A 22,709-nucleotide genomic window follows, 5' to 3' on the forward strand; every position below is an offset into this window, starting at 1 on the left:
CCCGGCTTGGCCCCCCCTGGGCCGGGGGCGGGTACGGGGGCGGGGCCGGCCCTGGGGGCCGGCCCCTCCGCGTTTCACGTGAAACATGCGCCGCCGGTGAGGCGGTCGGCGATCATTCGGTGATGAAGTCCTCGAGATCGCGGACGATCGCGGCCTTCGGCTTGGCACCGACGATGGTCTTGGCGACCTCGCCACCCTGGTAGACGTTCAGGGTCGGGATGGACATGACGCCGTACTTGGCGGCCGTACCCGGGTTCTCGTCGATGTTCAGCTTGACGACCTCGATCTTGTCCCCGTACTCCGCGGCAATGGCCTCGAGAGAAGGAGCGATCTGGCGGCAAGGACCGCACCAGGCGGCCCAGAAGTCCACCAGGACAGGCTTGTCGTTCTTGAGGACGTCCTCATCGAAGGAATCGTCCGTCACGTTCTTCAGGGTGCCGGCCACGGCGGGCTCCTTAACTGGTTGATACGTGGGGCGGGTGGGGGTCAGACAGCGGTCTTCTCGGGCTCGGCCTGCTTCTCGTCGGAGAGAGCTGCCAGGAACCTCTCGGCGTCGAGGGCGGCGGCACAGCCCGTACCAGCGGCGGTGATCGCCTGGCGGTAGGTGTGGTCGACCACATCACCGGCGCCGAACACGCCGGTGAGGTTTGTACGCGTCGACGGTGCCTCGACCTTCAGGTAACCCTCGTCGTCCAGTTCCAGCTGGCTCTTGAAGAGCTCCGTGCGAGGGTCGTGCCCGATGGCGATGAACAGACCGGTCACCGCCAGATCCGAAAGTTCACCGGTCTTGACGTTCCTCAGCTTCAGACCCGAGAGCTTCTGGTCGCCCTGGACCTCAGCGACCTCGCTGTCCCAGACGAACGAGATCTTCGGGTCGGCGATGGCGCGCTCCTGCATCGCCTTCGAGGCCCGCAGGGTGTCGCGGCGGTGGATGACCGTGACGGACTTGGCGAACCGGGAGAGGAAGGTGGCCTCCTCCATCGCGGTGTCACCGCCACCGATGACGGCGATGTCCTGGTCCTTGAAGAAGAAGCCGTCACATGTGGCACACCAGGAGACACCGCGGCCGGATAGGGCATCCTCGTTGGGCAGGCCGAGCTTGCGGTGCTGCGAGCCGGTGGTGACGATGACGGCCTTCGCCCTGTGGACGGTGCCCGCGGTGTCCGTGACAGTCTTGATCTCGCCGTTCAGGTCGACGGAGACCACGTCGTCCGGAATGAGCTCGGCACCAAAGCGCTCTGCCTGGGCGCGCATGTTGTCCATGAGCTCGGGGCCCATGATGCCGTCCTGGAAGCCTGGGAAGTTTTCGACATCGGTCGTGTTCATCAGCGCGCCACCGGCGGTGACGGCGCCCTCGAACACCAGAGGCTTCAGCGACGCACGGGCGGTGTAGAGCGCCGCGGTATAGCCGGCAGGCCCCGAACCGATGATGATCACGTTACGGACGTCGCTCACGGCTTGATTCCTCGTCTCTGGTCTGTGTCATCCGACCGGTGGGAGTTTCTGTCTGAACTCTCACCTCACCCAACGGATCCTATGGGGCGCGCATTCCCGCTGGGTCCGGGTACGCGGACGCGGTCCGCGGGCGGGCTCGGGAGGCGTACAGGGTAGGAGATACCACACAGGGTGTGGGTGAAGCGTCGTCCGTCAGGCGCGTGTGTAGGAGTGCTTCAGCAGAACCTTCGCCGCAGAGGCGGAGGAGGGATGGGAGACACAGGAAGCATCGACGATGTACGCGGTCACCCGGGTGTCGTCGGAGGGATCGGGAAGTACCACCAGCAGGACCTCTCGCCCCTCGTAGGTGCCTTCCTCCGTGGCGAGGGCGGCGTCCTCGCGGCCGATCCCTTTGCGGACGCATTCCGGAACCGCGGACTTGAGCACCCTGGGGCTGGTGGCCGAACCGGGCGCCGACTCGAGGCCGAAGGTCTGCGGGCTGTTGGGGGAGCCGGTCTTCATCTGGCCCTGTGCGAGGAGGTCGGAGACCCGCTTCTCCAGCTTTCCCTCGGAGAGGGTGTCCGTGGCGGTCGTCTGCTGACCGCCCCCCGGGTCCTCGTTCTGGGAGGACAGGAATACCGTGCCGAGCCCCAGGACCGCCACGGTGAACACTGTTCCCAGCACAGCGGCCCGACGACGTCCACGGTGCATGCGGCCCTTGCGGCCCGGACCGGTGGTGGACGGCCGAGGGCGCCCAGCGGGGCGGTCCGCCGATGCCGCTGTTTCACGTGAAACATGCGCGCGATCCGCATCGGACAGGGCAGGGGAAGTGTCGGCCGGCTCGGTGATGTCCTGGGGCTCCGGCACTGTGGCGTGGAGCAGAGCCTCCGCGGCGAGCGCGGCATCGATACGGCTCGTCGTCTCGGCCGGCATACGCGGTGGACCCGGCATAGTGCCGAGCAGCCCTCGGATTTCCTCCAGTGAGGCGCGGACGTCCGCGCAGAGCTCGCACTCGTCCAGGTGACGGCGCACAGTGGTGTCCCGGGCGGGCGACAGAAGCCCCTCGGTGAGGTCGGAGATCTCCTCGACGCCTGGGTGCTCCGTCATGTCTGTCGTCGAGGTCACGCTCGCCCACCTCCGCCCTTCACTGCCGCTGGGTCACTCGGTCCTGTATCCGGCGGATCCGCTCGACGCGGTTCCGCTGCGGGTGGGACGGATGCCCCCTGCGTCCGGTTCCGCTCCTCACCCCGTCTCCTGCCGTCACCGCTGCCGTCCGGTCGCAGATGGCGCAGAAGAGGCAGGAGTCTGGCTCTGCCCCGGGCACAGCGGCTCTTCACCGTGCCGGTGGGCACGTCGAGGATGCGGGCGGCCTCGGCCACCGGGTAGCCCTGCATGTCCACGAGGACGAGCGCCGCCCGCTGATCGGGCGGAAGCGTCCCCATCGCTTCGATGAGCTGGCGGTGCAGATCGTTCCGTTCCGCGGGAGCCGAAGCGGACTCATGGGGCTCCAGCAGCTGCTCCAGGCGCTCCGTGTCGTCGACGGGGGAGGTCTTCCGGGATGCCGCCTTGCGCGCACGGTCCAGACAGGCGTTCACCGTGATCCGGTGCAGCCACGTCGTGACGGCCGACTGGCCCCGGAAGGTGTGGGCGGCCCGGTAGGCGGAGACGAGGGCGTCCTGAACCGCGTCAGCGGCCTCCTCACGGTCCCCCAGGGTCCGCAGGGCGACCGCCCAGAGACGGTCCCGGTGCCGGCGGACGAGCTCCCCGAAGGCCTCGGGATCGCCTTCCACGTGACGGGTGAGGAGGTCCTGATCGTTCGTGTCGTGGTGCGCGGTGCCATCCGGCATCGGGGCCCCCTCCCCTCGCTCGGCGAGACGTCAGCCGGTGAACTTCAGGTCGGTGATGGCCTGCTTGTAGCCGGCGCTGCTGTAGCCGTCGGCGGGTGCGTTCGGCACCGCCGTCATCCACAACAACACGTACCGTGACGTCACGGCTTCCGATGCCTTCACGTCCAGGGACCCGCTCCTGGTCGTGCCGGTCGCGATCTCCTTCATGCCGTCGACTCCGGTTGACGGTGTCAGCGAATCCGTCGCATAGAGATGCACCGTTGTGTGGTCACCGGTGTAGCGGAGGCCTATCGAAGCCGACGAGATCTTCCTGGCCGAGCCGAGGTCGTAGACGATGCCCACGCCGGGTTTGTACGGTGCGAGTGTCGGGCCCTCGTTGTACTTCTTGGTCCGCCAGTAGGTCTCGCTGTCGTTGTCGTACGTCTTGGCCACATCCCCCGGGGCCTGGGCGCCGCCCGTCGCAACGTACTCCTGAGCGCCCTGGATCGTGAGCGGCTCGGCCGGCTTGGGCTTGTCGCCGCTCTTGTCGTCCCCGTCCGTCGTCTGGGTCTTGTTGGTGTCGCCCGCGTTGCCGCTCTGGTCGATGAGGGCGTCGGCGAGCTGCCAACTGCCCAGTCCGAGCGCGGCGATCAGCAGTGCCGACACAGCCCACTTCAGGGCCTTGCCGGTACGGCTCTGCAGCGGAGGCGGCGGGACAGGCACCGGCTGTGTGACACGCGCACCCGGACGGGATGCCGGACGACCGTAGGAGCCCTGTTGGTAGGTCGTGCGCTGGTAGTCCGGTGGAGTGGTGAACGCGGGCTCCGGCGGGCGGATGCGGGGCATCTCGCCGATCGCCTTCACCAGTTCCTCCGGTGAGGTGCAGGGGGACTCGTGGCGGGACGCGGTGGCCCCGTCGTTGGCCAGGGCGCGCATGGCGAGCTCGGACAGGCCCCGGTGGACGCCGGCCCGTACCTGGTCGGGAGGGATCAGGCCGATGTCCTTCGGCAGCCCGGACAGACCATAGGCGTCACTCTCGTACGGCCAGCGCTGAGTGAGCGCCGCGTACAGCAGGGCGCCGATGGACTCGGTGTCCGTGCGCTGCGGGGTGTCGGAGTCGATGCCGCGCAGCGCCGCGTTCACCGCGAGGCCCCGGATACGCCATTGGCCGGTCGAGGTGCGCAGTACCGCGTTGGGGTTCAGGCGCAGATGGGAGAGTCCCTCGCGGTGGGCCGCGGCCATGGCGGAGGAGATCTGACTGGCCATCTGGTAGGCGTCGTACGCCTCCAGCGGTCCGGCCGCCAGGAGGGCGGTCAACTCGGTGGCGTCGGGAAGCCACTCGTGGACGACGTAGACGACGTCGTCCTCCTCCACGGCGTCCAGGACCTGAACGAAGCGCGGGTCGCCCAGCAGGGCGGAGGAACGGGCCGCGGCCAGGACGGAGCGGGCACGCGAGTGGTGTGCGGGCAGGATGTGCACGCCGACGGCGCGGCGGAGCTTCTCGTCCACGGCACGCCAACTGCTGAACCCGTCCAGACGGGTGACGCACTCTTCGAGGCGGTAGCGTCTGGCGAGCTTGTGACCGCTGTGCAGTTCGAGCGGCGGTGTCTTCCCGGAACCGTCGGTCCCGATGTTCTCCTGTGCCGCGTCGCTGTCCGTGTCCTGCTCCCGGTTCTTGGCCACCCCGTCGGCCGTGGACTGGTCCGCCTGCGCGGTCAGCGACTGGTCGCCGCTGTTGTCTGCCACGTCGACGGCAGCTGTGCTCCGTTCCGCCACCGTCGTTCCCTGCCTCCCCATCCATGTGCGCGTCGGGCAACGGCCCGTGCGCGCCGTCCGACGCCGAAACCAATTGTGCCCACAGTCCGCCGCTATGCACGACACACAAGGGCCGACGATGGTTGTGCGCCTACCCGCGCCTCAGCGTCCCAGGCGTCCGCGGACCATACCGACCAGCGAGTTGACCTCCACGATGCGCATCCGGCGCGCGGCGACGAAGAAGACGCCGAGCAGCACGGCTCCACCGGCCACCAGCGCGGCGAAGGAACCGACGACGCCCTGACCGAGGGTGTGTCCGATTCCGTAGCAGATCGCGCCGGCGAGCAGCGCGGCCGGAACCGAGGCGATGCACAGCCGGGCGTACGTCCGCAGGACCCGGGCGCCGTCCAGGTCTCCGCCCAGCTTCGTGCGCAGTCGTCGCCAGGCGATACCGACGCCGGTCGCGTAGGCCACGCCGTACGAGGCGGCCATGCCGACCACAGCCCAACGGGCCGGGAGGACGAAGAAGCAGACCGCCGAGGCGACCGCGTTGACCGCGGCAACGATGACCGTGTTGTAGAAGGGGGTTCGGGTGTCCTCGTAGGCGTAGAAGGCACGCAGGACGACGTACTGCACGGAGTAGGGAATCAGGCCGAGGCCGAAGGCCATCAGCATGTACCCCATGTTGGTCGCTTCGCTGATGCCCGAGGAGCCGAAAATCAGGGTGCACATCGGGATGCCGAGCGCGATGAAGCCGAAGGCGATCGGCACGATCGCGACGGCCGTGGTGCGCAGGCCCTGGGAGATGTCGTCCCGGACGGCGCCGCCGTCGTCCTCTGCCGCCGAGCGGGAGATACGGGGCAGCAGGGCGGCCATCAGGGAGACGGTGATGATGGCCTGCGGCAGGCCCCAGATCAGCTGGGCGTTGGCATAGGCGGCGAAACCGGTGCCCTGGACGTCGGAGTCCAGACCGGCAGCGGTGGACAGCTGGGTCACGACCAGCGCGCCCGCCTGGTTGGCGAGCACGAACAGGATGGTCCACTTGGCGAGCATCGCCGCCTTGCCCAGCCCGTGGCCCTTCCAGTCGAAGCGCAGACGGATGCGGAATCCCGTCTCGCGCAGGTACGGGATCATGGCCAGAGCCTGGACGACGAGGCCGAGCAGGATACCGATGCCGAGGAGACGCTGGCCCTCCGGCGGGATGCTCGTGACGGTCATCCGTGAGTCGGCTGCGGTGCCGTAGACGTAGATGAACGTACCGAGGGTCACGATGATGACGATGTTGTTGAGGACCGGGGTCCACATCATCGCGCCGAACCGGCCGCGCGCGTTGAGGATCTGCCCCATCACCACGTGCACGCCCATGAAGAAGATCGAGGGCAGGAAGTAGCGGGTGAAGGTGACGGCGACCTCGTTGGCCGAGGAATCGGAGGCGACCGGGTTCGACAGCGCCCTTACGAGGAGCGGTGCGGCGAGCCACGCGACGGCGGTCAGTGCGGCCAGGGCCGCCATCACGAGGGTGAGCAGCCGGTTGGCGTACGCGACGCCACCGTCGGCGTCGTCCTTCATGGCACGGACGAGCTGCGGCACGAAGACGGAGTTGAGGCCACCGCCGACGGTGAGGATGTAGATCATGGTCGGCAACTGGTACGCGACCTGGAACGAGTCGCCGAGCAGGCCCAGGCCGAGAGCCGAGACGATCAGTGCGGACCGGATGAAGCCCGTGAGGCGGGACACCATGGTGCCCGCCGCCATCACGGCGCTGGACTTCAGCAGCCCTCCGGCCCGGCCGCCCCTCTTCGGGGGAGCCGCGGGAGCCGGCTCCGGCACGGGAGCCTCGGCGACCGAAGGAGGCGTGGCTCCCGCGTAGTGACCGGGGGCCGCAGAGGCCGGGCCGGGCACGGAAGCGGACTCGTAGGACTGCCCGCCGGTCACCGGCTGGTGGCCGGGGTGCCCGCTGCCCTGCTGCCCGGAATATCCCCCGTCGTACGGTCCGGCGTGCCCGCCGCCCTGCTGCTGATCGCGGAAGAGGTGGGCGAAGGCGTCCGGCTCGTGGCGCTGGTCCCCGGCTTGACCGACCAGGTCGTCCACGCCCACGAACTGCGTCGTGCGCGGGTCGTCCCCGTACGGGAGGTGCTGAGTCGGACCGCCCGGCTCCGGAGCGGGCGCCTGGGCCCAGATCCGTGGGTCGGGCGCGTACGGCGACCGGGGCGGCTGCCCGTACAACGGTTGCTGAGGGGGGTATGTGCCCGGGGGTGGCGGAGGGTGTGCCGCGCGGTCGTACAGGGCCTCGGAGACCGGGTCCTGGGCGGCGATGTCCTGAGCCCGGTAGGGGTCCTGGTCGTAGGCGTCCTGGAGGTATGTGTCGGCGGGCGGCTGCGGCGCCGGGTCGTGACCGGGCGGCGGACCCCCATGGGGGTCCGACTCGGGATGGCCCGAGTTGCCCGCGGCATGGCCGCGGTCACCGTCGTACGGCGCGTTCATGGTTACCCCACCTCATCGTCCCGGGCCCACCGGCCACGACATCCTCAACGGTCCACTCTCTCACCCGTGCCGGACGGGTCTGCGGTTTCCGGTTCGGTGTCCGGTACCGGGTCACTCGGCTGCTTTGGGCCGTCCGTCCCGGAGCCGGCCTCCGGCTTCTTCGTCTCCGGGCCGTTCTCCGGCTTCTCGGCAGGACGTTCCGCGGGGGCGTCCGGGTTCTGCGGGTCGTCGTTGCCCTCGTCCTCCGCGCGGTTCTGCTCCCGGACCTCGCGGACCGCGGCACGCTTGCGCTGCGTGTACATCCGGAAACCGGCGAGGACGAGCAGCAGCACACCGCCGCCGATGACCAGCATCACCGTGGCGGTGATCTCGGTGACCTTGACGTCGAAGGTGACCGGCTCGCCGTACTTCTGGCCGTCCTGCGTGTACAGCTGGGCGATCACCGTCGCGCGGCCGTTGGCATTGGCGGACGTGGTGAACTTCACTGACTGGCTGTGTCCGCCGGAGACGGCGACCGGCTGTTCCTGGTAGGCGTCCCCGCCGATCTCGAGGCGGGTCGGGTTGGTCGAGGTGAGTCGCAGCGTCAGGTTCTCGACACCTTGCACCAGGTTGTTCTGGACGGTCACGGGGATCGTGGCGCTGCGGCCGGAGAGCTTCGTCTCCGATTTTTCGATCAGCTTCACCTGGTCGAGGAGCCCGTCGAGGTACGCCTCGACACCGCTGCGGTAGGTGGCTGCCTCGGAGATCCGGCCGCGCCAGGAGACGGACATCCCGCGGTTCAGGGCCCGGCCGAACGGGGTCACGACCCGGGACGGGTCCGAGAGGATCACCTTGAACTTGTCGAGCTTGTCCTGCGTCCTCGCGATCTGCTCGAACGCGGACCGAGGCAGTTCCTGCCTGCGCAGCGAGGAGGGGTACGAGGAGGCCGCGGGGACCTCGGTGGTGGCGGCAGGGTCCGGCTCGGCCTTCGCGACAGCGGTGAGGTCCTCGGGCTCCGACCAGTTCCCGTCCTGGACGGCCTTCAGGGCTTCGGCCATCGTCTGGGCCTGGCTGGCTGTGGGGGTGCGCTGGGGAGCGACGACGACGCCGCGCTGCCGGCTGGTCTGGAGGCTCAGCGTCAGGCTCTGGGCCAGGAACCGCTGGACGGCGAGCGTGGACGTGGAGGCCTTGGTCATGTCGCCCTGGAACACGGTGGACAGCCGGGAGTCCGCTACGACCGCCGTGGTGCCGCCGCCGATGGGGCGGGCGGCCGAGGGCGTGTACGACAGGTCCCCGGTCTCCCGGAAGCTGTCGCTGCGGGCGATCACCTTGTCGGCGCCGGCGGAGGTGGCGACCTTGATGACGGAGGGGTCCACCGCGCCGTTGACGGGCCAGGCGAAGTCCGTAGCCGGTTTCACGTGGAGGATCGGCTCCACCGTGTTGACGACGACGTCCGTGGCCTCCTTGAGATGACTCAGGGAGCCGGTGACCGAGGTGCCGTTGTGGGCGAGGGAGGCCAGATCCGGATCGCCGAAGGGCAGTGCGACGACCTCTTTGCCCTTCACCGCGCTCTGTACGTCGGCGAGCCACCGCTTGGCGGTTTCCTGATGACCGCCGGGCGTGGTGGTGTCACCCTCGCCCTGGACCTCGTAGCTCTCGGTCATGGCGTCGACGGATGCCAGCAGATCCGGATCGATCACCCAGGTGACGTCGAGGTTCTTGCCCAGCGTCACCATCCGGTCCAGACGGCCGCCCGGGGAGATCTCCTTGGCCAGGTCGTCGTCACGGAGGACCGGGGTCTGCTGCTCGTTGGAGCCTGTCTCCGCCGTCGTGTGGACCGTGGAGACCAGCGGCCACAGGAACGTCGTGCTCGTCTTCGTGTCGGCTTCGTCGGGCTGCCATGGCAGGAGCGTCCGCCGGACGCCGAGGGTCTGTTCCCAGGGCTGCGCGGCGGTCTGCCCGGAGAGGGCCACGGCCACCTGGTAGACGCCGTTCTTCCCGAGGTTCAGCTCGTCCACGGGAACAGAGAGGCTGAAGCGTTGCGAGACACCGGGAGTGAGCTCGGTGTACTTCTGGGCGTACTTGTCGTCGATCTCCGGTCCGATGGCGCCCTGAATGTCGTCGCCGTCCCGGGTGACGCTGTCGATCCCGGAACGTGTGTTCAGCAGAGGGCCCACCCGCAGACCGACGTGGGCGTCGGTGACCGCTTGCTTGCCCGTGTTGGTCACCGTGCCGGACACCGTGACGGTGTCGCCCTCGCCGGGGAGGCTGGGCGTGAGCGAGTTCACGGAGACGGAGACCGGGCCCGCGTCGGTGGCGGACCGCGCGGCACTCCCTGTGGAGGCGGCCGCGGGCGCCACGGCGGGCATTTGAAGCAGACCCGCCAGCAGGGGCACTCCGGCGAACAGGGTGCCGGTGCGCCGCAGCCAGCGGCGGGCAGGTGAGGGACTCATCCCCTGGAAGTCTGCCGCCTCGGCCACGCGCTCGCCCGTCCCTATCGTCGTCAGTGGTCGTCGGATGTGCGTCCACGCATGGTAACGATGCCTCGTGTGGCTGAGTGCCGCGGACCGGTCCGCACGATCGGGTCGGCCGTCGCGCTGTCCCGTATGTGGCCGTATAGGGGGAGCGCCTGCCGCGAGCGGACGTCGGCCCTGTGCGAGCACTGTGGGAGTCGGTGGGGCAGATCAATGGAGGAGCCTTCGGCCGCCCGGGCCACGTACCCTTTTCTGTTGTGCCGAATGCCAACGAACAAACCAGTGCCCTGAGCCAGGTGCAGGACCGAGCGGTGAACGAGCTGCTGCGAGTCGCCCCGGTCGCCGACGACCTCGCCCGCCGCTTCCAGGAGGCCGGGTTCTCACTCGCTCTGGTCGGCGGCTCGGTCCGGGACGCGCTGCTCGGCCGGCTCGGGAACGACCTGGACTTCACCACCGATGCCCGCCCGCAGGACGTTCTGAAGATCATCCGTCCGTGGGCGGACGCGGTCTGGGAGGTGGGCATCGCCTTCGGCACTGTCGGAGCCCAGAAGGAGGCCCGTGTCGGAGACGCTGACCGAAGCTTCCAGATCGAGGTGACGACCTACCGTTCGGAGGCGTACGACCGCACGTCGCGCAAGCCCGAGGTGGCGTACGGCGACTCCATCGAGGAGGACCTCGTCCGACGTGACTTCACCGTGAACGCGATGGCCGTCGGCCTGCCCGAGAAGGAGTTCATCGATCCGTACGGCGGTCTGGACGATCTCGCGGCAGGAGTGCTGCGTACACCGGGCACTCCCGAGGCGTCCTTCTCGGACGATCCACTGCGGATGATGCGAGCCGCACGTTTTGCCGCTCAGCTCGATTTCGAGGTGGCTCCCGAGGTGGTCGCGGCTTTGCGGGAGATGGCCGGACGCATCGAGATCGTCTCCGCCGAACGGGTACGGGACGAGCTGAACAAGCTGGTTCTGTCCGCTTACCCCCGCAAGGGACTGACCCTGCTCGTCGACACAGGGCTTGCCGACCATGTGCTGCCCGAGCTGCCGGCCCTGCGCCTGGAGAGCGATGAGCACCACCGGCACAAGGACGTCTACGAGCACACGCTGATCGTTCTGGAACAGGCGATGGCCCTGGAGGAGGAAGGCCCCGACCTGACCCTCCGCCTGGCGGCGCTGCTGCACGACATCGGGAAGCCGCGTACGCGCCGTTTCGAGAACGACGGCCGGGTCTCGTTCCACCACCACGAGGTGGTGGGGGCGAAGATGACGAAGAAGCGTCTGACAGCCCTCAAGTACTCCAACGAGCTGGTCAAGGACATCTCGCGCCTGGTGGAACTCCACCTGCGGTTCCACGGTTACGGAATGGGAGAGTGGACGGACTCCGCCGTCCGCCGTTATGTCCGCGACGCGGGGCCGCTCCTGAGCCGGCTCCACAAGCTGACCCGCTCGGACTGCACGACGCGCAACCGTCGCCGGGCAGCGGCCCTCTCGCGCGCGTACGACGGTCTGGAGGAGCGGATCGCCCAGCTTCAGGAGCAGGAGGAGCTCGACGCCATCCGTCCGGACCTCGACGGAAATCAGATCATGGAGATCCTCGGAGTCAAGCCTGGTCCGGCTGTCGGTCAGGCGTACAAGCACCTGCTGGAACTACGGCTGGAGAACGGTCCGATGGAACACGAGGCGGCGGTGGCGGCCCTCAAGGAGTGGTGGGCCGGACAGCAAGGCTGAGAGTGCGGAACGGGGTCATGTTTCACGTGAAACATGACCCCGTCCGAGGTGCACGGAGGGGCGGTGTTTCACGTGAAACACCGCCCCTCCGTGTGCCGCCTTTCTTCTTGTAGTCCTTCAGGCAGAGCAGGAAGTCCTTGCCGTCACCGCTCTGGGTGTACACGTACTGGAAATCCTTGGCCTCGGCTTCGCACTTGCTGGAAGCCAGGGTGTCGGAGAGGAACGAACCGTCGATCTTGGCGAGCACCTCGTACTGGGCGTCCGAGGAACCGCAGTCGACGACCTCGAGGTCGGGATTGTTGTCACTGGTGCTGCCGCGGTGCATGCAGTCGCCGACTGTCGCGGTGTTGGCGTCGTCCCGGCTGGCGATGAAGCCGCCGATGGCCACAGCGGCGACCACCGCGACGATGACGATGTTCTTGATCGTCTTGAAGCCGGTCTTGCGGCGAGGCTGCTCCGGCGGAACGGGGGCGCCCTGCGGGGGGAATCCAGGCTGGCCGGCCTGCTGGGGAAAGCCCGGCTGTCCCTGGGCATAGGGGTTCTGGCTCTGAGGCTGCTGCTGGTCCTGAGCGAACGGGTTGCCCTGAGGCGGAGTGGTCACTTGGAGGTCCCCCTGGAACACAAGAACATGGCGCGAATGGCGCGTTGATAAGACGCAGGCAAGTTACCGGGCACCACTGACATCGCCACACGGTCAGGAAGCTCTGTGGCATTGATGTGACACTTACTGACGCTCAAAACGGCTGATAGCTACAGCTACTCCCCCGTAGATAACAGCGACTGTTACCACCAGGAGGGCTGATCGGCCGTCCGGCGGCAGCATCAGAGCGGCCACCGCGGCGGCACCGACGAAGGCCACGTTGAACAGGACGTCGTAGAGGGAGAAGATCCGGCCACGGAAGGCGTCGTCGACGGAGGACTGGACGATGGTGTCGGTGGCGATCTTCGCGCCCTGGGTGGTCAGGCCCAGAACGAATGCCCCGAGCAGCAGGGGGCCACTGGCGAAGGGCAGACCGAGCGCGGGCTCCAGGACTGCGGCGGCCGCCGAGCACAGCATGATCCAGCGGCCCGGCCCGAACCGCCCCGCGGCCCAGGGGGTCGCGACGGCCGCGACGAAGAAACCGGCGCCGGACACACCCAACGCCAGGCCCAGCAGGGCGAGTCCCTCCTCCGTGGTGTCGGTCAGGGCATACCGGCACAGCATCAGCAGCATGACGAGCATGGCGCCGTAGCAGAACCTCATCAGAGACATCGCGGCGAGTGCCCAGGCTGCCTCCCTGCGCGAGGGCGCCGCCAGATGGCGCAGACCTGCCAGCAGATCGCGAGCGGTGCCGGTGAGCGCCGCGGCCAGCCGCGGCTGCACCAGCGCCCGGTCGGGGCCCAGCAGTTCCTTCGCCATGCGCAGCGATGCCAGAGCCGCGCACAGGTACAGCGCCGCGCCCACGAGCACCACGGCCGCGTCCGAGTCGGAGACGACCAGGCGTACGAGGAAGGCGAGTCCACCGCCCGCGGTCGCGGCGAGCGTTCCGGCGGTCGGGGAGAGGGAATTGGCGATGACCAGCCGCTCGGAGTCCACCACGCGTGGCAGCGCGGCGGAGAGGCCGGCGAGGACGAAGCGGTTGACGGCGGTTACGCACAGGGCGGAGGTGAAGAGCAGCCAGTCCGGGGCCTGGCCGAGAATCAGGGCAGCGGTCACCGAGGCCATCAGTGCGCGCAGCAGATTGCCGTACAGGAAGACCTGGCGGCGGCGCCAGCGGTCGAGCAGTGCACCGGCGAAGGGGCCGACCAGGGAGTAGGGAAGCAGCAGGACCGCCATCGCGGAGGCGATCGCCGCGGCCGACGTCTGCTTCTCCGGTGAGAAGACCACGTAGGAGGCTAGTGCGACCTGGAAGACGCCGTCGGCGCCCTGGGAGAGCAGCCGGACGGTGAGCAGGCGTCTGAAGCCCTGGAAACGCAGCAGGACGCGCAGGTCACGGACGACGGCCATGGGGCACAGCCTCACATACGGGGAGGGTCCCCGGGACATGTGCCCCAGGGACCCTCGATCACCCGCAGGGGAGGCAAGGTCCTCACCCGAGGAGGTGGGTCCTAGCGTTCGGCCTCGCCCTGGATGAACTTCTCGACGTTCAGGCGGGCCTCGTCGTCGAAGTACTGCACCGGAGGGGACTTCATGAAGTACGAGGAGGCCGACAGGATCGGGCCGCCGATACCGCGATCCTTGGCGATCTTCGCGGCACGCAGGGCATCGATGATGACACCGGCGGAGTTCGGGGAGTCCCAGACCTCGAGCTTGTACTCCAGGCTCAGCGGAACGTCACCGAATGCGCGGCCCTCGAGGCGCACGTAGGCCCACTTGCGGTCGTCCAGCCACGGGACGTAGTCGGACGGGCCGATGTGGACGTTCCTCTCGCCGAGGTCCCGGTCGGGGATCTGGGAGGTGACGGCCTGCGTCTTGGAGATCTTCTTGGACTCCAGGCGCTCCCGCTCGAGCATGTTCTTGAAGTCCATGTTGCCGCCGACGTTCAGCTGCATGGTGCGGTCCAGGACGACACCGCGGTCCTCGAACAGCTTCGCCATGACACGGTGCGTGATGGTGGCACCGACCTGGGACTTGATGTCGTCACCGACGATCGGCACACCGGCCTCGGTGAACTTGTCCGCCCACTCCTTGGTGCCGGCGATGAACACCGGGAGGGCGTTGACGAAGGCCACCTTGGCGTCGATGGCGCACTGGGCGTAGAACTTCGCCGCGTCCTCGGAACCGACGGGCAGGTAGCAGACGAGGACGTCGACCTGCTTGTCCTTGAGGACCTGGACGACGTCGACCGGCTCCTCGGCCGACTCCTCGATGGTGGCCTGGTAGTACTTCCCGAGGCCGTCGAGGGTGTGGCCGCGCTGGACCGTCACCCCGGTGCTGGGGACGTCGCAGATCTTGATGGTGTTGTTCTCGGAGGCGCCGATGGCGTCAGCGAGGTCGAGGCCGACCTTCTTGGCGTCCACGTCGAAAGCGGCGACGAACTCGACGTCGCGGACGTGGTAGTCGCCGAACTGGACGTGCATCAGGCCCGGCACCTTGGACGCCGCGTCGGCATCCTTGTAGTACTCGACGCCCTGCACCAGCGACGCGGCGCAGTTGCCCACACCGACGACGGCTACGCGAACCGAACCCATTCCGGTTGCTCCCTGTGTGTATGAGTGAGGCCCCGAACGGGCCTCACGTGACGGTGTCGTCGGGCGAACCGGTCCGGGGGGTGTCCCCGGTCCGGGGCAGGTCGCCCGACGCTCCAGATGTGGTCTCCTGTCGAGGAGGCGCCCCTGAGGCAGGGCCCTTCAGGCCCCGCCCACCCCGCTCGCTCTCGATGAGCTCGTTCAGCCAGCGCACTTCCCGTTCCACGGACTCCATTCCGTGGCGCTGGAGCTCGAGCGTGTAGTCGTCCAGGCGCTCCCGGGTCCGGGCCAGCGAGGCGCGCATTTTCTCCAGGCGCTCCTCCAGCCGGCTGCGGCGGCCTTCCAGTACGCGCATGCGTACGTCGCGTGACGTCTGTCCGAAGAAGGCGAACCGCGCGGCGAAGGTCTCGTCCTCGTACGCGTCGGGGCCCGTCTGGGAGAGCAGCTGTTCGAAGTGCTCCTTGCCATCGGCCGTCAACCTGTAGACGATCTTGGCGCGGCGGCCCGTGAGCGGAGCGGCGAGGGCGTCCTCGGTGGTGTTCCCCGGCTCCTCGATCAACCAGCCGTTGGCGACCAGCGTCTTGAGGCAGGGGTAGAGCGTCCCGTAGCTGAAGGCACGGAACACACCCAGTGACGTGTTGAGTCGTTTGCGCAGCTCGTAGCCGTGCATCGGGGACTCGCGGAGCAGGCCGAGTACGGCGAACTCGAGGATCCCGGAACGCCGGCTCATCGTCGCCTCCTCTCTGCCGCGGTCGTGCGATGACGGTCGTGTGTGGCGCATCGCCACCTTTATGCCGAGCTGATGTATCGACTCGATACATCATGACGATAGAACGGCGTTCCGACTGGGACAAGGGGGGGTGTGGTGAACGGGATCACATCATCGATTCAATGCGAGCAAGTTGCCTGATTTGAGCTGAACTTCTGTGCTCGGCGGGTTTTGGCGGTGCGTAGTCTGTGCGCCATGCGCAACACCGGGAACCAAGTGGCGCCCGGGGGCGTCCCTGTCCCTGGTGCAGTACGGGATGAATGCGGAACTCACCGCATCCGTACTTCGGGGGGACCGGAAACCAGCTGCCGTTTCCAGGCGCGCGAGATGCGCCTGCCCGAGGAGTAGTCGTTCGATGAGCGAGCACCGTCGCAAACCGCCGCAGCCGCAGGGAGGCGGACGTGCCGCGGCCCGACGCGGCCAGTCCGGCTCGTCCTCCGGCCGCCGTGCGGCACCGCGAGGCGCCACCGGGTCTCCGTCCGATTCCTATGGGTCGGACTCGGGTGGTGAGGGCCACACCTATGGAAGCCGCGCCGAAGCACGACGCGCGGCACAGAGAGGCGGGGGCCGCCGGGCAGGTTCCGCCGGCCCCGGCCGGGGCCGTGCTGCGCCTCCCGGCAGGAAGCGGATCGTCGACTATCCACGCCACGACAAGTACGGCTGGCGTCGCTGGATGCCGTCCTGGAAGCTCGTCACCGGGCTGTGCATCGCGTTCTTCGGCAGCATGGTGGCCGCCGCGGGGATCGGGTACGCGCTGGTGAGCGTGCCCGTCGTCGCCGAGACCGCCACGGCGCAGAACAACGTCTACTACTGGTCCGACGGCAAGCAGATGGTCGCCACGGGGGGTGAGCGCAACCGTCAGATCGTCAATCTCGAGCAGATCCCCAAGGCGATGCAGGACGCGGTCATCTCCCAGGAGAACAAGACCTTCTACGAGGACAGCGGCATCGACCCCCGGGGTATCGCCCGCGCCGTGTTCAACATGGCCAAGGGCGGCGACACGCAGGGCGGATCCACGATCACCCAGCAGTACGTCAAGAACGCCATGCTGGACGACCAGTCGCAGACGGTCTCCCGCAAGTTCAAGGAGATCTTCGTCTCGATCAAGGTGGGCGCCACCGAGGACAAGGACGACATCCTCGAGGGCTACCTGAACTCGGCGTACTACGGACGAGGGGCCTACGGGATCCAGGCTGCCGCACGCGCGTACTTCGACAAGGACGCACTCGAGCTCAGCGAGGGCGAGTGCGCCTTCCTGTCGGCGGTCCTCAAGGGCGCCACCTACTACGACCCGGCCGGCTCGACCTCCATCGACCCGGTCGGCGCCACTCCCGAGGCGAACAAGAAGCGTGCCCTGACCCAGATGCAGGACACGCTGGACAAGATGGTCGAGTACGAGCGTCTGGATCCCGCGACCAGGGCCAAGTACACCAAGCTGCCCAAGGTGCAGAACCCCCGGTCGAACACCGCGCTGAGCGGGCAGATCGGTTACCTCGTGGACCTCGCCAAGGCGTACATCGTCAACAACAGCGAGGAAACCGGGGTCACCGCCAACCAACTGGAACAGGGCGGCTACTCGATCCACACGACCTTCGACAGGAAGAAGGTCAAGGAACTCGAGAAGGCGGTCCAGAAGGTCTACAAGAAGAACATCAAGCCCGAGGAGCGCCCGGAGGACACCCACGTCCAGTTCGGCGGGGCTTCGGTGAACCCGGCGACCGGTGCGATCGAGGCCATCTACGGCGGTACCGACGCGACCAAGCACTTCACCAACAACGCCGACTCGACCGGTGCACAGGTGGGATCGACGTTCAAGCCGTACGTGCTGGCGGCCGCCATGAAATGGGGCGTCCGGGACCCCGACGGGGATCCCGTGCAGGCCCAGGACGAGCGTACGCAGGTGTCCGAGAAGAGCCTGTACAGCGGCAAGAACAAGCTCAAGATCAAGGAATACGACGGTTCGGTCTGGCAGAACGAGAAGGGCGAGCAGTGGGAGCAGGTCAACGACGGCGACAAGTCGTACGGAGAGGCGCCCGACTACAAGATCGATCTTCGTGAGGCGATGCGGGAGTCGGTGAACTCCTCCTTCGTCCAGCTCGGTGTGGATGTCGGCCTGGACAAGGTGAAGAACTCCGCGGTGGACTCCGGGCTTCTGGAGAGCAGCCTCGCCGGAACGAACTACCCGTCCTTCTCGCTCGGTACCTCCACCCCCAGCGCGATCCGCATGGCGGGTTCGTACGCCACCTTCGCGGCCAGCGGCGAGCAGCGCGACCCGTTCTCCGTCAAGAAGGTGACGAGCAAGGACGGCACGGTCTACACGCACAAGACCCAGACCGAACAGGCGTTCACCGCTCTGGTCGCCGACAACGTCACGGACGTCCTGAAGACCGTCGTCGAGGAAGGAACCGGCACCAACGCCCAGCTCGAGGGCCGCGAGGTGGCCGGCAAGACCGGTACCACGGACGGCAACAAGTCCGCCTGGTTCGTCGGCTACACCCCGCAGCTGTCCACCGCGATCAGCATGTTCCGGTACCCCGATGACGAGACCATCAAGAACCGCGAGTTCCTGGAGATGTACGGAACAGGTGCCCAGGACTCGATCCACGGTGCCTCGTTCCCGTCCCATATCTGGGCGGACTACATGGAGGACGCGCTGAAGGGCCAGAAGCCGGAGCCCTTCCCGACGCCGGAGCCCATCGGCGAGATCGTCAACGACACTCCGTCGCCGACCGCCACTCCCTCGCCCACCGAGACCGAGGAGGAGACTCCGTCGGCCTCTCCGACCCCTTCGGAGCCGGAGCCTGAGACCAGCAGCCCCAGTCCGACCGAGACCGATACCTGTGGGCCCTTCGACTTCAACTGTGAGGAAGAGGGAGACGACACAGGGGGCACCGGGCCGGGTGGCGCGGACGCCGGTGGGACGGACGGTGGGGTGACCAGCTCGCCGTCGGCCTCGGAATCGGAGGAGGAAGACGACAGCCGGGGTAACGGCAACGGTAACGGTGGCTTCTTGGAAGGGCCGACCGGTTAGTCGCTCTTTCGTCCTACTTGGGTGTTCCACGTGAAACATGGGCCGCCGTACCCCTCGGGTGCGGCGGCCCTCGGCGTGGGCCCCGGCGCGTACGGCAGGATGTGCGGCATGCCGAGTGGAGAATCGATGCGAGCGAGCGCCCACGAGCCGGAGCTGGTGGAACCGACCCGGGAGGACGCGGTTGCCAAGGCCGGCAGCGAGCTGATCGGCGGTCCGCTCGGGCGGCGTGCCCTGCTGGGGGTGTCCTGGTGGACTCCGGTCCGGGTGATCGCGCTCGTGGCGATCGGTATGTTCACCCTCGGCCTGGTCCAGAAGGCGCCCTGCTACAACGGCGCGTGGTTCTTCGGCGCCGGCTCCCAGTACACCCACGCGTGCTACTCGGACATCCCGCACCTCTACCAGGGGCGGGGTTTCGCCGACGGTCTCGTACCGTACTTCGACCAGATCCCCGGCGACATGCAGTACCTCGAGTACCCGGTGCTGACCGGTGTGTTCATGGAGGTCGCGTCCTGGCTCACACCCGGCAGCGGGAGCATCCAGGACCAGGAGCAGTGGTACTGGATGGTCAACGCCGGGATGCTCATGGTGTGCGCGGCGATCATCGCCGTCTGTGTGACCCGCACGCATGCCCGGCGGCCCTGGGACGGTCTGCTGGTTGCTCTGGCGCCTGCCTTCGCCCTGACCGCGACGATCAACTGGGACCTGCTGGCGGTTGCGCTGACGGCCGCCGCGATGCTCATGTGGTCGCGTAGCCGGCCTCTCGCCTTCGGAGTCCTCCTGGGACTGGCCACGGCCGCCAAGCTCTATCCGGCGCTCCTCCTGGGGCCCCTGCTGGTCCTGTGCTGGCGTGCGGGACGCTGGCGGGAGTTCGCGAGGGCCCTGGGCGGTGCCGTCGTCGCCTGGGCCGTGGTGAACGGGCCGGTGATGTTCTTCGCCTTTGACGGCTGGTCGAAGTTCTACACCTTCAGCCAGGAGCGGGGCGTCGACTTCGGGTCCTTCTGGCTGATCATCGCCCAGAACTCGTCCGACCCGCTCAGCACCGAGACCGTCAACACCCTTGCCACACTGCTGATGCTGCTGTGCTGCGTGGGTGTCGCGGCGCTGACTCTGACGGGCCCCCGCCGACCGCGCTTCGCACAGCTCGCCTTCCTGATCGTCGCGGCGTTCATCCTCACCAACAAGGTCTACTCGCCCCAGTACGTCCTGTGGCTGGTGCCCCTGGCCGTCCTGGCCCGGCCGAAGTGGCGGGACTTCCTGATCTGGCAGGCCTGTGAGGTGGCCTACTTCCTCGGCATCTGGATGTATCTCGCCTACACGACCAGTGGAGACGCCCACAAGGGACTGCCCGCCGACGGCTACCACTGGGCCATCGGCCTGCATCTGCTCGGGACGCTCTATCTGTGCGTCATGATCGTGCGCGACGTCCTGACGCCGGAGCGGGACCCGGTGCGCCGGTCCGGTGACGACGATCCCTCGGGCGGGGTGCTGGACGGAGCGGAGGACGTTTTCGTACTCGGTCCCGCCGCTCGGCCCGCTCGGGACACCGCGCACTTCGACGGCCCGCAGGCCGAGTGGGGCAAGGCCGACGCCACAAGTGGTTCACTCTGAGCGAACGACCGGCGGGCAGCCGTCCCGGCGACCGGTCCGGTGGCAGGCCCCCCGGATGCTGGTGAGCAACAAGGGGAAGGGCCGTGCACGGGGGCACCGTGCACGGCCCTTCCCCTTGTCCTGGCGGCTGTTCAGGCGCTGCCTCTGTCTTCCCTGCCTGCCACGTCTTTGGCGTGCCTCGTGCCGCTCAGCGGTCGAGGGCCCGGTCGAACTGCGTGGTGGTGTGCCGCAGGTGGGCCACCAGCTCCTCGCCGACCTGCGGCTCCGGTGCCTCCGCGGGCACGAACAGGATCGACACCTGCATGTGCGGCGGTTCGGCGAACCAGCGCTGCTTCCCGGCCCAGACGAAGGGAGAGAGGTTCCTGTTCACCGTGGCCAGCCCGGCACGGGCAACACCCTTGGCACGCGGCATGACGCCGTGCAGAGCCTTGGGGGCCTCCAGGCCCACCCCGTGCGACGTACCGCCCGCCACGACCACCAGGAAACCGTCGGAGGCGGCCTTCTGCTGCCGGTAGCCGAACCTCTCGCCCTTGGCTATGCGCGTGACGTCCAGGACGGCACCGCGGTACTCGGTGGCCTCGTGGTCCCCCAGCCACAACCGCGTGCCGATCCGGGCGCGGAACCGTGTCTGCGGGAACTGCTGCTGCAGCCGGGCGAGTTCCTCGGCCTTGAGGTGGCTGACGAACATGGTGTGCAGCGGGAGACGGGCTGCCCGCAGTCGGTCCATCCAGCCGATGACCTCCTCGACGGCGTCCGAGCCGTCGGTGCGGTCCAGGGGCAGGTGGATCGCGAAACCCTCGAGCCGGACGTTCTCTATGGCGGAGTGCAGCTGCGGAAGATCCTGCTCGCTGACGCCGTGCCGCTTCATCGAGGACATCACCTCGATGACCACCCGGGCGCCGACCAGGCCGTACACGCCGTCGATCGACGAAACCGAGCGGATGACCCGGTCGGGCAGGGGGACGGGCTCCTCGCCGCGCCGGTACGGCGTCAGCACGAGCAGATCGCCGCCGAACCAGTCCTTGATCCGGGCGGCCTCGTACGTGGTACCGACGGCGAGGACGTCCGAGCCCAGCCGGGTGGCCTCCTCGGCCAGCCGCTCGTGTCCGAAGCCGTAGCCGTTGCCCTTGCAGACCGGGACGAGTCCCGGGAACTGCTGCTGCACGTGCTTGTGATGCGCCCGCCAGCGCGCGGTGTCGACGTAGAGCGTGAGCGCCATGGCCGGACCTGGAACCTTTCTCGTGGCTGTGGTGTGTCGGAGGAATGAGAGCTGTGAGGCCTGTGGGAGCCGGTGGAGCGAGCTGTGCGGCGGAGCCGGGATCAGCGGCGCGACATGTAGATGTCGAGTGCCTTGTGGAGCAGCTTGTTCAGCGGGAAGTCCCACTCGCCGAGATACTCGGCGGCCTGGCCGCCCGTGCCCACCTTGAACTGGATCAGACCGAAGAGGTGGTCGGTCTCGTCCAGTGAGTCGGAGATGCCACGCAGGTCGTAGACCGTTGCGCCGAGCGCGTAGGCGTCGCGCAGCATCCGCCACTGCATCGCGTTCGAGGGACGGACCTCACGGCCGATGTTGTCGGAGGCGCCGTAGGAGTACCAGACGTGACCTCCGACGATCAGCATCGTCGCCGCCGACAGATTGACGCCGTTGTGCCGGGCGAAGTACAGCCGCATGCGGTTGGGGTCCTCGGTGTTGAGGGCGGTCCACATGCGCTGGAAGTACGACAGCGGGCGCGGCCGGAAGTGGTCGCGCACGGCGGTGATCTCGTACAGCCGCTGCCACTCGGCCAAGTCGTCGTAACCGCCCTGGACGACCTCGACACCGGCCTTCTCGGCCTTCTTGATGTTGCGGCGCCACAGCTGGTTGAAGTTCTTGTGGACCTCTTCCAGGGACCGGTTCGCCAGCGGCACCTGGTAGACGTAGCGGGGCTGTACGTCGCCGAATCCGGCCCCGCCGTCCTCGCCCTGCTGCCATCCCATGCGGCGCAGCTTGTCGGAGACCTCGAAGGCACGGGGCTCGATGAAATCGGCCTCCAGGTCGCGCAGACGCTTCACGTCCGGGTCCTGGATCCCCTTCTTGATGGTCGTCGCCTCCCAGCGTCGGATGATCACCGGCGGCCCCATCTTCACCGAGAAGGCGCCCTGCTGCTTCAGATGCGCGAGCATCGGCTCGATCCACTCCTGAAGGTTTGGCGCGAACCAGTTGATGACCGGGCCTTCGGGGAGGTAGGCCAGGTAGCGCTTGATCTTGGGAAGCTGCCGGTAGAGGACGAGGCCGGCGCCGACGATCTCACCGGTCCGGTCGTCGAACCAGCCGAGGTTCTCCGCACGCCACTCCGCCTTGACGTCCGACCAGGCAGGGACCTGCATGTGACTCGCCGACGGCAGGCTCTGGATGTACGCCAGATGCTGCTCTCGGCTGATGGTCCTCAGGGTCAGGCTCATTTCGGGGCGCTCCTC

At 68.0% G+C, this 22,709-nt stretch carries 15 protein-coding genes and 1 pseudogene; 3 read left to right on the plus strand and 13 right to left on the minus strand.

Annotated features, from left to right (window positions below):
• Window positions 1-112: 112 nt before the first annotated feature.
• The 7 genes from trxA to ORI94_RS01080 form a co-directional block, all read right to left on the minus strand.
• Complete coding sequence (trxA, locus tag ORI94_RS01050; protein ID WP_266071761.1) at window positions 113-445, minus strand: thioredoxin; 333 nt, start codon at window positions 443-445, stop codon at window positions 113-115.
• A gap of 41 nt (window positions 446-486) precedes the next feature.
• The gene (gene trxB / locus ORI94_RS01055) at window positions 487-1,455 is read right to left on the minus strand and encodes a thioredoxin-disulfide reductase (protein WP_266071762.1); all 969 of its coding nucleotides are present in this window, start codon (window positions 1,453-1,455) and stop codon (window positions 487-489) included.
• A gap of 192 nt (window positions 1,456-1,647) precedes the next feature.
• Window positions 1,648-2,559 (minus strand): anti-sigma factor family protein, encoded by a 912-nt coding sequence (locus ORI94_RS01060; protein WP_266071763.1) that lies wholly within the window; start codon window positions 2,557-2,559, stop codon window positions 1,648-1,650.
• On the minus strand, window positions 2,556-3,281 hold the full coding sequence (gene sigM / locus ORI94_RS01065; protein ID WP_266071764.1) for an RNA polymerase sigma factor SigM: 726 nt from the start codon (window positions 3,279-3,281) through the stop codon (window positions 2,556-2,558). Before sigM ends, ORI94_RS01060 begins: the two co-directional genes overlap by 4 nt.
• 30 nt (window positions 3,282-3,311) lie before the next feature.
• Window positions 3,312-5,036 (minus strand): protein kinase family protein, encoded by a 1,725-nt coding sequence (locus ORI94_RS01070; RefSeq protein WP_266071766.1) that lies wholly within the window; start codon window positions 5,034-5,036, stop codon window positions 3,312-3,314.
• A 141-nt stretch (window positions 5,037-5,177) separates the two neighbouring features.
• Window positions 5,178-7,499 carry a murein biosynthesis integral membrane protein MurJ gene (gene murJ / locus ORI94_RS01075; RefSeq protein WP_266071767.1) on the minus strand — a complete coding sequence of 774 codons (2,322 nt, stop codon included), beginning with the start codon at window positions 7,497-7,499 and terminating at the stop codon, window positions 5,178-5,180.
• Window positions 7,500-7,543: 44 nt separating this feature from the next.
• The gene (locus ORI94_RS01080) at window positions 7,544-9,958 is read right to left on the minus strand and encodes a DUF6049 family protein (protein ID WP_266071768.1); all 2,415 of its coding nucleotides are present in this window, start codon (window positions 9,956-9,958) and stop codon (window positions 7,544-7,546) included.
• 251 nt (window positions 9,959-10,209) lie between these two features.
• On the opposite strand from ORI94_RS01080, the gene ORI94_RS01085 reads away from it, so the two are divergent.
• Window positions 10,210-11,676 carry a CCA tRNA nucleotidyltransferase gene (locus ORI94_RS01085; RefSeq protein WP_416237748.1) on the plus strand — a complete coding sequence of 489 codons (1,467 nt, stop codon included), beginning with the start codon at window positions 10,210-10,212 and terminating at the stop codon, window positions 11,674-11,676.
• A gap of 106 nt (window positions 11,677-11,782) precedes the next feature.
• Here ORI94_RS01085 and ORI94_RS01090 read toward each other — a convergent pair.
• The 4 genes and pseudogenes from ORI94_RS01090 to ORI94_RS01105 all read right to left on the minus strand — a co-directional run.
• Window positions 11,783-12,277: pseudogene (locus tag ORI94_RS01090) on the minus strand (hypothetical protein); the annotation flags it as partial.
• A gap of 123 nt (window positions 12,278-12,400) precedes the next feature.
• On the minus strand, window positions 12,401-13,663 hold the full coding sequence (locus ORI94_RS01095) for an MFS transporter (RefSeq protein ID WP_266071769.1): 1,263 nt from the start codon (window positions 13,661-13,663) through the stop codon (window positions 12,401-12,403).
• 101 nt (window positions 13,664-13,764) lie between these two features.
• Window positions 13,765-14,847, minus strand: coding sequence for an inositol-3-phosphate synthase (locus tag ORI94_RS01100; protein WP_266071770.1), 1,083 nt, complete (start codon window positions 14,845-14,847; stop codon window positions 13,765-13,767).
• A 43-nt stretch (window positions 14,848-14,890) separates the two neighbouring features.
• Window positions 14,891-15,574, minus strand: a complete 684-nt coding sequence (locus ORI94_RS01105) for a PadR family transcriptional regulator (protein ID WP_266071771.1) — start codon at window positions 15,572-15,574, stop codon at window positions 14,891-14,893.
• Between the two features lie 394 nt (window positions 15,575-15,968).
• On the opposite strand from ORI94_RS01105, the gene ORI94_RS01110 reads away from it, so the two are divergent.
• Both ORI94_RS01110 and ORI94_RS01115 read left to right on the plus strand, forming a co-directional pair.
• Window positions 15,969-18,644 carry a transglycosylase domain-containing protein gene (locus tag ORI94_RS01110; protein ID WP_266071772.1) on the plus strand — a complete coding sequence of 892 codons (2,676 nt, stop codon included), beginning with the start codon at window positions 15,969-15,971 and terminating at the stop codon, window positions 18,642-18,644.
• A gap of 99 nt (window positions 18,645-18,743) precedes the next feature.
• On the plus strand, window positions 18,744-20,252 hold the full coding sequence (locus ORI94_RS01115) for a glycosyltransferase family 87 protein (RefSeq protein ID WP_266071965.1): 1,509 nt from the start codon (window positions 18,744-18,746) through the stop codon (window positions 20,250-20,252).
• Between the two features lie 187 nt (window positions 20,253-20,439).
• On the opposite strand, the gene ORI94_RS01120 is transcribed toward ORI94_RS01115, so the two are convergent.
• Complete coding sequence (locus ORI94_RS01120) at window positions 20,440-21,471, minus strand: alanine racemase (RefSeq protein ID WP_042163217.1); 1,032 nt, start codon at window positions 21,469-21,471, stop codon at window positions 20,440-20,442.
• A gap of 101 nt (window positions 21,472-21,572) precedes the next feature.
• Entirely contained in the window at window positions 21,573-22,694 is a 1,122-nt protein-coding gene (femX, locus tag ORI94_RS01125; protein WP_042163219.1) for a peptidoglycan bridge formation glycyltransferase FemX, read from the minus strand.
• Between the last annotated feature and the right edge of the window lie 15 nt (window positions 22,695-22,709).

The organism is Streptomyces sp. NEAU-W12, assembly GCF_026242095.1.
In the GTDB taxonomy this organism is placed as follows: Bacteria; Actinomycetota; Actinomycetes; order Streptomycetales; family Streptomycetaceae; genus Streptomyces.